At 61.1% G+C, this 13289-nt stretch carries 10 protein-coding genes; 2 read left to right on the top strand and 8 right to left on the bottom strand.

The features are described from left to right. Positions 1-5: 5 nt before the first annotated feature. From AC07SU_RS13775 to AC07SU_RS13795, 5 genes are all read right to left on the bottom strand, one after another. Positions 6-2438 carry a TonB-dependent siderophore receptor gene (locus tag AC07SU_RS13775; protein ID WP_494997318.1) on the bottom strand — a complete coding sequence of 811 codons (2433 nt, stop codon included), beginning with the start codon at positions 2436-2438 and terminating at the stop codon, positions 6-8. Positions 2439-2645: 207 nt separating this feature from the next. Then, a complete protein-coding gene (locus AC07SU_RS13780) occupies positions 2646-3608 on the bottom strand; it encodes a FecR domain-containing protein (RefSeq protein ID WP_494997319.1) in 963 nt (320 codons plus the stop codon). Further along, a complete protein-coding gene (locus AC07SU_RS13785; protein WP_053131018.1) occupies positions 3605-4123 on the bottom strand; it encodes an RNA polymerase sigma factor in 519 nt (172 codons plus the stop codon). The genes AC07SU_RS13780 and AC07SU_RS13785 overlap by 4 nt, the downstream gene beginning before the upstream one ends. Positions 4124-4223: 100 nt before the next feature. Beyond that, positions 4224-4931 (bottom strand): 3'-5' exonuclease, encoded by a 708-nt coding sequence (locus AC07SU_RS13790; protein ID WP_494997320.1) that lies wholly within the window; start codon positions 4929-4931, stop codon positions 4224-4226. Then, entirely contained in the window at positions 4928-6850 is a 1923-nt protein-coding gene (locus tag AC07SU_RS13795) for a putative nucleotidyltransferase substrate binding domain-containing protein (RefSeq protein ID WP_494997321.1), read from the bottom strand. Before AC07SU_RS13795 ends, AC07SU_RS13790 begins: the two co-directional genes overlap by 4 nt. 247 nt (positions 6851-7097) lie before the next feature. Between AC07SU_RS13795 and AC07SU_RS13800 the strand changes: the two genes are divergently transcribed. Continuing rightward, positions 7098-7544 (top strand): response regulator, encoded by a 447-nt coding sequence (locus AC07SU_RS13800; protein ID WP_058426679.1) that lies wholly within the window; start codon positions 7098-7100, stop codon positions 7542-7544. Between the two features lie 170 nt (positions 7545-7714). Here AC07SU_RS13800 and AC07SU_RS13805 read toward each other — a convergent pair whose 3' ends face one another. Next, complete coding sequence (locus tag AC07SU_RS13805; protein WP_494997322.1) at positions 7715-9892, bottom strand: malate synthase G; 2178 nt, start codon at positions 9890-9892, stop codon at positions 7715-7717. Positions 9893-10351: 459 nt separating this feature from the next. Here AC07SU_RS13805 and AC07SU_RS13810 point away from each other — a divergent pair, with 459 nt between their 5' ends. Further along, entirely contained in the window at positions 10352-10864 is a 513-nt protein-coding gene (locus tag AC07SU_RS13810; protein ID WP_494997323.1) for a glycine cleavage system transcriptional repressor, read from the top strand. A gap of 223 nt (positions 10865-11087) precedes the next feature. Here the strand turns inward: AC07SU_RS13810 and rarD are convergent, their stop codons facing one another. After that, positions 11088-11972 carry an EamA family transporter RarD gene (gene rarD, locus AC07SU_RS13815; RefSeq protein ID WP_494997324.1) on the bottom strand — a complete coding sequence of 295 codons (885 nt, stop codon included), beginning with the start codon at positions 11970-11972 and terminating at the stop codon, positions 11088-11090. Between the two features lie 174 nt (positions 11973-12146). Next, positions 12147-13121 (bottom strand): serine/threonine protein kinase, encoded by a 975-nt coding sequence (locus AC07SU_RS13820; RefSeq protein ID WP_494997325.1) that lies wholly within the window; start codon positions 13119-13121, stop codon positions 12147-12149. Between the last annotated feature and the right edge of the window lie 168 nt (positions 13122-13289).

Consider the following 13289-nt stretch of genomic DNA (forward strand, 5'->3'; position numbering starts at 1 on the left):
GCCGATTACCACTGGTAGGTGGCGCTGGCGACGACGCTGCGTTGGTCGCCGAAGTAGCAGTAGGACGCGTCGCAGGTGGAAATGTAGTCCTTGTTGAACAGGTTCGTGGCATTCAACTTCACCGATGCACCTTTGAGGCTGTTATCGAGACGACCGAGGTCGTAGTGAACGGCTCCGTCGAATACGGTGTAGGCATCGGACTTGCCCAGCCAGGTGTTGGCCTGGTCGCCATAGGTGTTACCGGTGTAGCGGGCACCGAAGCCGATACCGAAGCCGTCGAGCACGCCGTTGTGCCAGGTGTAGTCTGTCCACAGCGACGCCTGCTGGTTAGGTATCAGTTGCAGGCGATTACCTTTGTAGATGCCTGTTTGAACTTCGGACTTAGACAAGGTGTAGGAGGCAATGACCTTGAGGTTTTCGGTGACGTCAGATACCGCTTCCAGCTCCAGGCCTTTGACCTTCACTTCGCCTGCTTGATCAGTGATTGACTGGCTACCCGAACCAATTCGGGTCACCAACACGTTTTTCTGGGTCAGGTCGTAGACCGCTGCGCTCAGCAGTGTGTTGGAGCCGGGTGGCTGATACTTTATCCCTAGTTCCCATTGTTTGCCTTCGGTGGGCTTGTAGGACGTCAACGGGTCGACGCTGGCGTTGCTCGCAGGCTGAAACGACTCGGCATAGGACAGGTACGGCACGAAGCCGGAATCGAATACGTAGCTGATCGCCGCGTTGCCGCTGAAGTTTTTGCTGCGGTCGGTATTGGTGGCGTCTTTTTTATTGAAGTACGTGGTGCCTTGGTGCACCCAGTCTTCACGGCCACCGAGTGTCAGGCGCCATTTGTCCAGGGCCATCTGGTCTTGCGCGTAGAGGCCAGTCTGCACGGTCTTCTGGTTGTAGTCGTAAAACGCATCGGAGCGCAAAGGACGTACTACTGGCGTGCTGTTGATCGGGTTGAAGATATTGACGCGTCCGGCGCCTCCGTAAATCGACAAGTAAGAGGTGTCGGTACGCTGGTGATCAAGGCCCAGTAGGAGGGTGTGGGTGATGTCGCCCGTGGCGAAGTCGGCCTGGAAATTGTTATCTACAGCGAACTGTCCGATGTTCTCGTCAACGTTGGTTGAGAGGCGATCCATATTGCCTGCGGCATCTACGGGGGCGTAGGCATAGGCACCCACGGTCAATTGTTGGAAAGACAACTCCGACTTTGTGTAGCGCAGGTTCTGTTTGAACTGCCAAGTGTCATTGAAGCGGTGTTCGAACGCATACCCCAATGCGTAATAGGTACGGTCGTAGAACTCGTAGTCCGGGTCGCCGAGGTTCTTGTGGTGTGATACTTCGCCCAATGGCGAATGAATTTTGGTGCCCACGATAGGCAGGAACTGGCTAGTAGCCCCGGTATCGTCACGAGTGAACTGCGACAAGAAGGTCAGCTTGGTATCCGGGTCGATGTTCCAGGTCAGGCTCGGCGCGATGTTGTAGCGCTTGTTGTCGATGTGGTCGACCTGGGTGCCGGCATCGCGTACCACGCCGCTGAGGCCATAGAGGAACTGGCCTTCATCGTCGATCTTGCCGGTGCTGGCGAAGTTGATCTGGCGGTAGTTGTCGCTGCCGTACTGCACCTGGATGGCATTGCTCGACTCGGCGCTGGGACGCCGGCTGACCATGTCCAGCAGGCCACCGGGTGGGGTCTGGCCGTAGATCGAGGACGCCGGGCCGCGCAGCAGGGCGAGGCGGTCGAGGTTCCAGGTCTCGGCTTTCGGGTTGGCGTACACACCGCGTGGCAGCGGCAGGCCGTCGAGGAATTGGGTGGGTTCGAAGCCACGCACACGCATCCAGTCGTAGCGGGTGTCGCTGCCGTAGCTGGCGGACACGATGCCGGGCATGTATTTGACCGCGTCATCCAGGTTCTGGACGTTGCGGTCCTGCATTTGCTGGCGAGTGGCGACGGAGATCGAACGCGGTGCTTCGACCAGCGCGGTGTCGGTCTTGGTGCCGGCGGCGGTACGTGTCGCCAGGTAGCCTTGCGCCGGGCCCCAGGCGCTTTCGTAGTTGGCGTCTTGCCCGGTGATGTTGGTTTCCGGCAGGGCCACCACACCGTCGGGGATCGCGACCAGGGTGAAGGTGCCGGCACTGCTTTGCTCCAGCTGCAAACCGGTGCCACGCAGGGCCTCACGCAGCGCGCCCTGTGGGTCGAACTGGCCTTTGACCGGTGCCGAGGTCTTGCCCGACGCCAGCGCCGGGTTGAGGGTCAACGCCAGGCCGGCCTGGCTGGCGATTTGGTTCAACGTGGTGGCCAGCGGCGCCGCCGGCAGGTTGTAGGCGCGCACGCTCGAGGCTTGTTCGGCTGCCATCAGCGCAGTGCTGGCCAGCGGGGTGCTTAAGGCAATGGCCACGGCTAACAGGCTGGGGCGCAACAAGGTGTCTAGCGTGCGGGACATAGGGCGGCTCCTGAATGGAAATATTTCTCAATTGCCTAGGTGCCGAACGAGAATTGAAAAGTGATAGGGCAGGGTGAAAATATTTTTTTCGGTTGGCCTTGAGGGCCTCTTCGCAGGCAAGCCAGCTCCCACATTTGATTGGGTTCACACGGTCAAAATGTGGGAGCTGGCTTGCCTGCGATAGCAATAGCCCAGGCACCGCAGAAACTAAGGCTTGGCCCTGACCGTCACCCACCACGGCGTGTGTTGCTCGATCTGCACCGGCAGGGTGGGCAGCAGCGCATTCAACGCCAGGGTTGTGTCATGCAGCGGGAAGCTGCCGGTAATCCGCAGATCTGCCACGCTCTTATCCACACCCAGGTAGCCGGTGCGGTAGCGGCTCAGCTCGCCAACCACATCGCCCAGGCGCGCGTTGTCCACCACCAGCATGCCGCGGGTCCAGGCGTCGGTGGCGGGGGTGACGGCCAGCGCAGGGCCCAGGCCATCGCTGCGCATCAGCACTTGCTGGCCTTCCTTGAACACCTGTTCCTGGTGCAACGCCTCGGGCTGCGCGGCCACGGCCGATTGCAGCACGCTCAGGCGCGTGGCGTCGTCTTCGCGCTTGACGATAAACCGCGTGCCCAAGGCGCGCAGGTTGCCGTCGCGGGTTTGCACATAGAAAGGGCGGGCGTCGTTGTGGCCGGTCTCAACCAGAATCTCGCCTTCTTGCAGCACGATCAGACGGCGCTTTTCATCAAAACGCACGTCGATGGCGCTGTGGGTGTTGAGGTTGATCAGCGTACCGTCCGCCAGTTTCAGCGTGCGTTGCTCGCCTGTCGCAGTGCGTTGATCAGCCATCCAATAGTGGATTGGCACGTAGCGCTCACCGGCAAACAACGCCAGGCCTATCACCAGTGCAATGCTCGCCAGGCCGCTGCCCAGCTTGCGCACGCGCTGGCGAATGCCTTCACGTGACTGCAACAACGCCGCCCGCGCCGGGCCCGAGGCCACGCTGAAACGCTGGTCGAGCATGCCCAGTTGGCGCCAGGCGCGGGCGTGTTCTTCATCGCTGGCCAGCCATTTGGCGAATTCTTCACGCTCCACCGCACTGCCGTCCCCCGAGTCGAGGGACAGTTGCCAGGCAATCGCGGCGTCCAGCACACGGGCCGAGACCGGCCGGGAGCTTGTCACAGCGGCTCGCCATACAGCGCGATGTAGCACTGGCGAATGCCCTGGGCCAGGTACTGGCGCACGCGAGGGACGGAGACGCCGAGGCGCTGGGCGATTTCTGCATGGCCCAGGCCGTCGAGGCGGTTATAGAGGAACGCGGCGCGAGCCTTGCTCGACAGCTTGCCGAGCAGGCGGTCGATGGCCTTGAGGTCTTCTAGGATCAGTTGCTGTTCTTCAGGCGAAGGGTGTTCGCTTTCCGGGATCAGCATCAATTCGGTGAGGTAGGCCTGTTCCAGGGCGGCGCGACGGAAGTAGTCGAACAGCAGCCCTTTGGCGATGGCTACCAAAAAGGCGCGTGGCTCGCGGGGTTCGCGCAACTCGTCACGGCCCAGCAGGCGCATGAAGGTGTCCTGGCTCAAGTCTTCGGCGCGGCTCGGGCAAGCCACGTTGCGTCGCAGCCAGGCCAACAGCCAGCCACGATGGTCGCGATACAACGCGCCAACAAGCTCACTGTGTGGGTTCTGGACCGACGACAAGGCATCACCGAATAAACAAGAGGTTTAAACTAACGAGAATTATTCGCGATTGTGTCAGAGGCGTCGGACGGGCGCAATTGGCGTCTGTCGGGCAGTGCTATTAAAACGATGGCGCTTGCTTGCGCCGTTTCCATTGGCTCAAACGCTCTTGCAAGGCCTGCGGTGTGTCGATGTGTTGTTGGCGCGCGCGGCTAAACAGGATGAGCATCAGCTCGGCCGTGGCCAAGGCGTCGGCACTGGCGTGATGGCGTTCGCCCACGTGCAGCTTGAAGTGCCGGGTCCAATCATCGAGCCCGGCTTCACGGATATTCGCGTCAGGGCACAGCAGCGGGGCGAGGTCGGCCACGTCGAGAAACGGGTGCGCCAGGCGGTAACCCAGGCTGTCCTTGAGTGCCCGGCAGAGCATGTGTTGATCGAATGGCGCATGAAACGCCAGCAACGGGCTGTCACCCACAAACTCCATGAAATCCAGCAGGGCCTCCACCGGGTCGCTGCCGGCGGCGATGGCGCTGGGGCCCAGACCATGGATCAGCACGCTGGGGCTGAGTTTGGTCTCGGCCCGTTGCAGGGTGCGTTCGAACATCTGCGAGAAATCCACCGCGCCGTCCTCGATCACCACGGCGCCGATGGACAGCACCTGGTCTCGGTTGAGGTTCAGCCCGCTGGTTTCCAGGTCCACCACGACCCAGCGCTGGCTGTGCAGTGCGCCGTCGCCCAATGTGCCGGCTGGCGGGAGTTGGGCCAGACGCTGTTGTTGCGCTGCATTGAGCCCTGGCTTTTTCGGGCGTAACCAGTCGAACAGCCTCACAGTTGATACCGCAAGGTCAGGCTGGTTTGCAGGCGTTGGGCCTGGCGCAGGGATTCACGCAGGATGCGCCGGTCCAGGTGGTTGAGGCTGTCGGGGTCGACGCGGTTGGAGTACGGCTGGTTCTCTCGGGTCTGCAACTGATGCTGTTGCATGCGGGTTTGCTGGATGAAGTGATACGCCTCTTCATAGGCGGCGCCATCCAGGGGCTCGATCACTTCACTGGCCACCAGTTGGCGCAGGCGTTCCAGGGTGTTGTTGGCGTGGATGCCGTTGGCCAGGGCCAACAAGCGCGCACCGTCGACAAAGGGCGTGAGGCCTTGGACCTTGAGGTCCAGGGTGGCTTTCTCACCGCCTTTGCGCGTCAGCACAAACTCACGGAAACGCCCCACGGGCGGGCGATGGCGCAGGGCGTTTTCGGCCAGCATGCGCTGGAACAAGCGGTTATCCGCCACCTGATCAAGAATGCCTTTGCGCAGTTGCTCGCAGCCGCGCTCATCGCCCCACACCACCCGCAGGTCGAAATAGATACTCGAGCCCAACAGGTTCTCCGGTGTCGCCTCACGTATAAAAGCCGCAAAACGCCGCGCCCATTCTGCCCGCGACAGGCAAAGCTCGGGGTTGCCGGCCATGATATTGCCCTTGCACAGACTGAACCCGCACAGCGCCAGGCTCTGGTTGATCTGCTGGGCCAGCGGCAACAGCCGCCCACGGATCGCCGCCGCTTCGGCCGCGTCCTTGGCGTCGAACAGAATGCCGTTGTCCTGGTCGGTGAACAGCGTCTGTTCGCGACGGCCTTCGCTGCCGAAACACAACCAACTGAACGGCACGCCGGGGTCGCCTTTTTCGGCGAGGGTCAGCTCGATCACCCGGCACACCGTGTGATCGTTGAGCAGCGTAATGATGTGGGTGATCTGGGTGGACGACGCGCCGTGGGCCAGCATGCGTTCGACCAATTGGCCGATTTCACCGCGAATCGCCACCAGGTGCTCCACCCGGGGCGCATTGCGGATGGTGCGGGCCAGGTGCACCAGGTCGACGCGTTGCAGGGAAAACAGGTCGCGCTCGGACACCACGCCGCACAAGCGCTGGTCCTTGACCAGGCACACGTGGGCGATATGCCGCTCGGTCATGGCGATCGCCGCGTCGAACGCGCTGTGGTCCGGCGTCAAGAAGAACGGCGCCTGGGTCATATGACCTTCTATGACCTGATTGAAATCACTGGTGCCATCGGCCACCACCTGGCGCAGGTCGCGCAGGGTAAAGATGCCGAGGGGGGCCTTGTGCTCATCGACGATCACGATGCTGCCCACTTGCTGCTCATGCATCAGCGTCACCGCCTCACGCAGCGGTGTATTCGGGCTGCAGGTGACCGGATGGCGCATGGCCAATTCGCCCAGGCGCGTGTTCAGCGAGTATTGGGTGCCGAGTGTTTCCACGGCTTTTTGCTGGACCTGCTGGTTGACCTGGTCGAGCAGGCTGCTGACGCCGCGCAGGGCAAAGTCACGAAACGGGCTGGAAAGCGCGAACAGCTTGATGAACGCGGGCTTGTTCAGTTGCAGGCAGAAGGTGTCTTCGGCGGCCTTGTGCTCGGTGCGGGTCGCCCGCTCACCCAGCAAGGCGGCCAGCGGGAAGCACTCGCCGGTGGTGATTTCAAAGGTGGTTTCGGTGGAGTCCGGCCGCTCGCCGACGACGCGGCCCTGCTTGACGATATAGAAGTGTTCCACAGGGCCACCCGAGGGCTTGAGGATGCTGTCGCCGGGGCCGTAGAAGCGTAATTGGCACTGTTCCACCAGGAACGCCAGGTGCGCGTGTTCCATCTGGTTGAACGGTGGGAAACGTTGCAGGAATTGCAGGGTGCCGTGGATGTTCTGCAACACGGCGGTTTTCCCCGCCTGCGTGAAAGCATCAGCTTTACTCATAACAGTGACCGCAGTTTTTTTGTCGTTATCGTCAGGCATGGTCGACTCCTGCGCAGCGGGTGCCCATTGGACGTAAGTCTAGGTACTGGTAAAACCACTCACGACTAGGGAAAAACCTTACATGACTATCGTCCAAAACCCGTAGAACGCCCACTAGGCAAACTTTCCGACGAAGTGCACATTGATCGCCCTTCCGCAGATGTCTGACGAGTGTGCTGGGAGATTGATGAGAACTGCTGAGAACCGTATGTCCGACCACGATATTTTGAGTGATGCCGAGCGCGAGGCGCTGAGCGCCGTGATGCTGGAGCCTGATTTACCGCCGCAACGGGTGTTGATTGTCGACGACGACAAGGACGCACGTGAACTGCTGGCGGAAATCCTTGGGCTGGACGGCATTCGCTGCATGACCGCCGACAGCGGCGAGGCGGCGTGGGACTTGCTGAAGTCGAGCAGCTCCATCGGTTTGCTCATCACCGACCTGCGCATGGCACCCAGCAATGGCCTGGAATTGATTCGGCAGGTACGTGAATCCACGCGGGCGGCGTTGCCGATCATCATCATGTCGGGGGACGCCGAAGCGCCGGATGTGATCGATGCGATGCATTTGAGCGTGGTGGACTTTTTGCTCAAGCCGATCGATAGCGTGAAGTTGGCGAAGATGGTGAAGCGGGAACTGGGGATGGCTTCCTGAATTTGTGGTGACTGGGCGGGCCCTATCGCAGGCAAGCCAGCTCCCACATTTGACCGAGTACCTACAGACATACGCGATCACCTGTGGGAGCTGGCTTGCCTGCGATGAGGCCGCCACAGTCACCACAACACTCAAAAAAAGCCCCGATCTTTCGATCGGGGCTTTTTCATTTACAGGCCGTTTTTAGCCTTGAACTCCCGGCGCCGACGGTGCAACACCGGCTCGGTATACCCGTTTGGCTGCTTGGTGCCTTCAATCACTAGCTCCACCGCTGCCTGGAACGCGATGTTGCTGTCGAAGTCCGGCGCCAGCGGGCGATACAACGCGTCCCCGGCATTCTGACGGTCCACCACCGGCGCCATGCGCTTGAGGCTTTCCATGACTTGGGCTTCGTTGACGATGCCGTGGCGCAGCCAGTTGGCGATGTGCTGGCTGGAGATGCGCAGGGTGGCGCGGTCTTCCATCAGGCCCACATCGTTGATGTCCGGCACTTTCGAGCAACCGACACCCTGGTCGATCCAACGGACCACATAACCCAGGATGCCCTGGGCGTTGTTGTCCAGCTCGTTGCGGATTTCTTCGTCGGACCAATCGGTGTTGCTGGCCAGAGGAATGGCCAGGATATCGTCCACCGACGCACGCTCGCGTTTGGCCAGTTCGGCCTGGCGGGCGAACACATCGACCTTGTGGTAGTGCAACGCGTGCAGTGCAGCCGCGGTAGGCGACGGTACCCAAGCGGTGTTGGCGCCAGCCAGTGGGTGGGCGATTTTCTGTTCGAGCATCGCTGCCATCAGGTCGGGCATGGCCCACATGCCTTTACCGATCTGGGCGCGACCTTGCAGGCCGGTGCTCAGGCCGATGTCGACGTTCCAGTTTTCGTAGGCACCGATCCATTTCTCGGCCTTCATCGCTGCCTTGCGCACCATCGCGCCGGCTTCCATGGAGGTGTGGATTTCGTCGCCGGTGCGGTCGAGGAAGCCGGTGTTGATGAACACCACGCGCTCGCTGGCCGCCTTGATGCAGGCCTTGAGGTTGACCGTGGTGCGGCGTTCCTCGTCCATGATCCCGACTTTCAGCGTATTGCGCGGCAGGTTCAGCACGTCTTCGATGCGGCCGAACAGCTCGTTGGTGAACGCAGCTTCTTCCGGGCCATGCATCTTCGGCTTCACGATGTACACCGAACCGGTGCGGCTGTTCTTGCGGCTGCTGGTGCCATTGAGGCTGTGAATCGCCGCCAGGCTGGTGACCAGGCCGTCAAGAATGCCTTCTGGCACTTCGTTGCCGTCTTTGTCGAGGATCGCGTCGATGGTCATCAAGTGGCCAACGTTGCGCACGAACAACAGCGAACGGCCGTGCAAGGTCACGTCCTGGCCGTTCACGCCGTTGTAGACGCGGTCAGGGTTCATGGTGCGGGTGAAGGTCTTGCCGCCCTTGGCCACTTCTTCGGCCAGGTCGCCTTTCATCAGGCCGAGCCAGTTGCGGTAGATCACCACTTTGTCGTCGGCATCGACGGCGGCCACGGAGTCTTCGCAGTCCATGATGGTGGTCAGCGCGGCTTCCATCAGCACGTCTTTGACGCCGGCGGCGTCGGTCTGGCCGACCGGGGTGCTGGCGTCGATCTGGATTTCGAAGTGCAGGCCGTTGTGCTTGAGCAGGATGGCGGTCGGCTGGGCGGTGTCGCCGTGGTAGCCAATCAGTTGCGCGTCGTCACGCAGACCGCTGTTGCTGCCGCCCTTGAGGCTGACAACCAGCTTGCCATCAACGATCTTGTAGCCAGTGGAGTCGACGTGGCTGCCGGCAGTGAGCGGTGCGGCTTCGTCGAGGAAGGCGCGGGCGAAGGCGATGACCTTGTCCCCACGCACTTTGTTGTAGCCCTGGCCCTTTTCGGCACCATTGGCTTCGCTGATGGCGTCGGTGCCATACAGCGCGTCATACAGCGAGCCCCAGCGCGCATTGGAGGCGTTGAGGGCGAAACGTGCATTCATCACCGGTACGACCAGCTGTGGGCCGGCCATACGGGCGATTTCGTCATCGACGTTTTGGGTCGTGGCCTGGAAGTCTGCGGCTTCTGGCAGCAGGTATCCGATGTCTTGCAGGAAGGCTTTGTAGGCCACCGGATCGTGGGCCTGGCCGGCGTGGGTCTGGTGCCAGGTATCGATCCGCGCCTGGAAATCGTCGCGTTTGGCGAGTAGGGCTTTGTTCTTCGGTGCCAGGTCGTGGATGACCTTGTCGGCGCCGGCCCAGAACTGCTCGGCAGTGATGCCGGTACCGGGAATGGCTTCGTTGTTCACGAAGTCGAACAGGACTTTGGCGACCTGCAGGCCACCGACTTGAACGTGTTCAGTCATCTCTTGCCTCACTCTTCGGAGCTTATGCGCTTTTCAGCTTTTCAATTTACCAATGAAGCCTCTGGCCATTTAAACCACGAACCCGATCCCCCAGTACATGCCGTTCAGGCGGCTGGGCTGGCGGGTTATCGCGGTGCGTTGGTGCCTTGGCAGACATCGACCTAACGTTATGTAGTGCGCGATTGGGCATACTACATGATGACTTGCGGTTGTGAAAATCAGACCAAATACGTCGTTTAGCGACCCACCTGTGACATTCGGTCACAGTGGGGAACGGGATGTTCTCAAAAAACTACTGGATTGTTCCAGATAAATATAGAAATGGTACACGATTTGTTTTCATGGACCTGTGCGTCCACTTTGTAGGGATGAGGCCCTTGGGCCTTGCGGCGATGATCAGGCCGCTATCGCCGGCAAGCCGGCTCCTGCAGAACAACAAAGCCTCTGAGGATTTTCGCCATGGACCATCTTGTACTCACAATTATTGCCGCCGACAAACCCGGCCTGGTCGAGCGCGTCGCGCAGAACATCGCCGCCCACGGTGGCAACTGGCTGGAAAGCCGCATGGCGCATATGGCGGGGCAGTTTGCCGGGATCCTGCGGGTTAGCGTTCCCACAGAAAACCGTCAAGCCTTGGTGGGCGCGCTGGAAGACTTATCCACCCACGGCATTCGTGTGCTGGTGGGCGAGGGCAGCAGCGGCCAGGCGTCGGCGTCCAAGTCGATCATGATGACGCTGGTGGGCAATGACCGTTCGGGCATCGTGCGTGAGATCACCGCGCTGCTGAGCAAGCAGGGCGTAAACCTGGAAAGCCTGAGCACCGATGTGCGCCCGGCGCCCATGAGCGGCGATCCATTGTTTACCGCCGAGGCCGTCTTGCAGGTACCGGCCGCGTTATCCCTGGACACCTTGCAGTTGTCCCTTGAAACCCTGGCTGATGATTTGATGGTTGAACTGCACCACGAGGAATAATCCATCCACAAGGTTATGCATGGAAATCTTGCATGGGCCTGTGGATAACCTGTAGAGACCCGACGCCAGGCCACGCCGGCCGGGCTTCTTTACCCGTTGAGCAAAAAACGAGCAGTTTCAAGGGGTTGTGCACAAATGGCGGGGATCAGGTTGTGGATAACCTTGGGGTGGATGCCTGCAAGCCACGCCCGCTGTGGCTTGCAGAGGTTTGTGCGTTATTTGATCAGCGTTTGCGCACAGTCAGCCAGGCGTCCAGGCTGTACACCACCAGGCCGGCCCAGATAAAGGCGAAGGCAATCAACGTGCTCGACGCCAGGTGTTCGCCAAACAGCAGCACGGCTTCCAGCAGCACCAACGTCGGTGCGACGTACTGCAAAAAGCCCAGGGCGGTGTAGGGCAAATGCCGTGCGGCGGCGTTGAAACACACCAGCGGGATCAGCGTCACCGGGCCTGCGGCCACCAGCCACCAGGCTTCGGAAGTGCTCCAGAACGCCAGTTGTGCGCTGTGAGCGGTCGGGTTGAACAGCAGCCAGGCGACGGCGATCGGCACCAGCATCCAGGTTTCCACCACCAGCCCTGGCAGTGCCTTGACCGGTGCCTGTTTGCGGATCAGCCCGTAGAAACCGAAGGTCAACGCCAGCACCAGCGACACCCAGGGCAGGCTGCCTACTTGCCACACCTGTTGCGCCACGCCCACCGCCGCCAGCCCGACGGCAACCCACTGCAAGCGGCGCAGGCGTTCACCGAGCAGGAGCATGCCAAGCAGTACATTCACTAACGGGTTGATGTAGTAACCCAAGCTCGCTTCCAGCATGCGCCCGCTGTTCACCGACCACACATACGTCAGCCAGTTGCCCGCAATCAATGACCCACTGAGCGCCAGGATGGCCAAGCGCTTGGGGTTGTCGAGCAGTTCGCGCAACCAACCCGAGTGTTTCCACACCAGCAGCAACAAACCACCGAACAACGCCGACCACAGCACCCGGTGCACGATGATTTCGGCGGCGGGCACGCTGGCGATGGCTTTGAAGTAGATCGGGAACAGACCCCAGATGACATAGGCGCTCAGGCCCAGGATGTACCCCTTGCGGGGGTTGGCGGGTTGCATTGCAGAATCCTTGCTTAGGCAGCTAACAAAGCGCGATTGTAAGGATATTTGTCTGCCAGTGGGACCCGCTTTTCTGTGGGAGCTGGCTCGCCTGCGATGCAGGCGCCTCGGTTTGTCTGCCGGACCGTGGTGATGCTATCGCCGGCAAGCCGGCTCCTACAGGGGAATGTGCGATTAGAAGAGTTTCAGGGGCTCTTCGTTGAGGGCGGCCAGTTGTTCGCGCAGGGCCAGCACTTGATCGCCCCAATAGCGTTCGCTGCCAAACCACGGGAAGCTGTGGGGGAACGCCGGGTCGTCCCAGCGCCGCGCCAGCCACGCGCTGTAGTGCATCAGACGCAGGGCGCGCAGGGGCTCGATCAGGGCCAGCTCACGCGGGTCGAAATCGTGAAATTCCTGGTAACCATCCATCAATTCCGACAACTGCCCCAGGCATTCCTGACGGTCGCCGGCGAGCATCATCCACAGGTCCTGCACCGCCGGGCCCATGCGGCAGTCGTCGAGGTCGACGATGTGGAACATCTCGTCACGGCACATCATGTTGCCGGGGTGGCAATCGCCGTGCATGCGGATGTTCTTGTGCGGCGTGGCCTTGTACACCTCCTCCACGCGCTTGAGCAGGTCGCGGGCCACGGACTCGTAGGCCGGCAGCAGGCTCTTGGGAATGAAGTTGCCTTCCAGCAGGGTGGTCAGGGAATCCTGGCCGAAATTCTTCACGCCCAGGGCTTCGCGGTATTCAAACGGACGCGTGGAACCCACCGCATGCAGGCGCCCGAGCAATTGCCCAAGGCGATACAACTGGTCGAGATTGCCCGGCTCTGGCGCACGGCCGCCACGGCGGGGGAACAGGGTGAAGCGAAAACCCGCGTGTTCGAACAGGCTTTCACCGTTGTGGATCAGTGGCGCGACCACCGGTACTTCGCATTCGGCCAGTTCGAACGTGAAACGGTGTTCTTCCAGGATCGCTTCGTTGGTCCAGCGCTGGGGCCGGTAGAACTTGGCGATCAGCGGTTCGGAATCTTCGATGCCCACCTGATAGACGCGGTTTTCGTAGCTGTTGAGCGCCAGAACGCGCGCGTCGCTGAGGAAGCCGATGCTTTCGACAGCATCGAGCACCAGGTCGGGGGTGAGTGTTTCAAACGGGTGGGCCATGCGAACTCCTGCGCGCAGCAGGGCGCCGCGTCCGGCCGGGTATGGTAACAGCATCGATAGGTGGTGGCTGTGCGGACGCCTTCGCAGGCAAGCCAGCTCCTACATTCGACCGAGTTCCAGCATGAGAACGCGGTCCACTGTGGGAGCTGGCTTGCCTGCGATGAGGCC

It is taken from the genome of Pseudomonas sp. GW821-FHT05H12 (assembly GCF_059419385.1).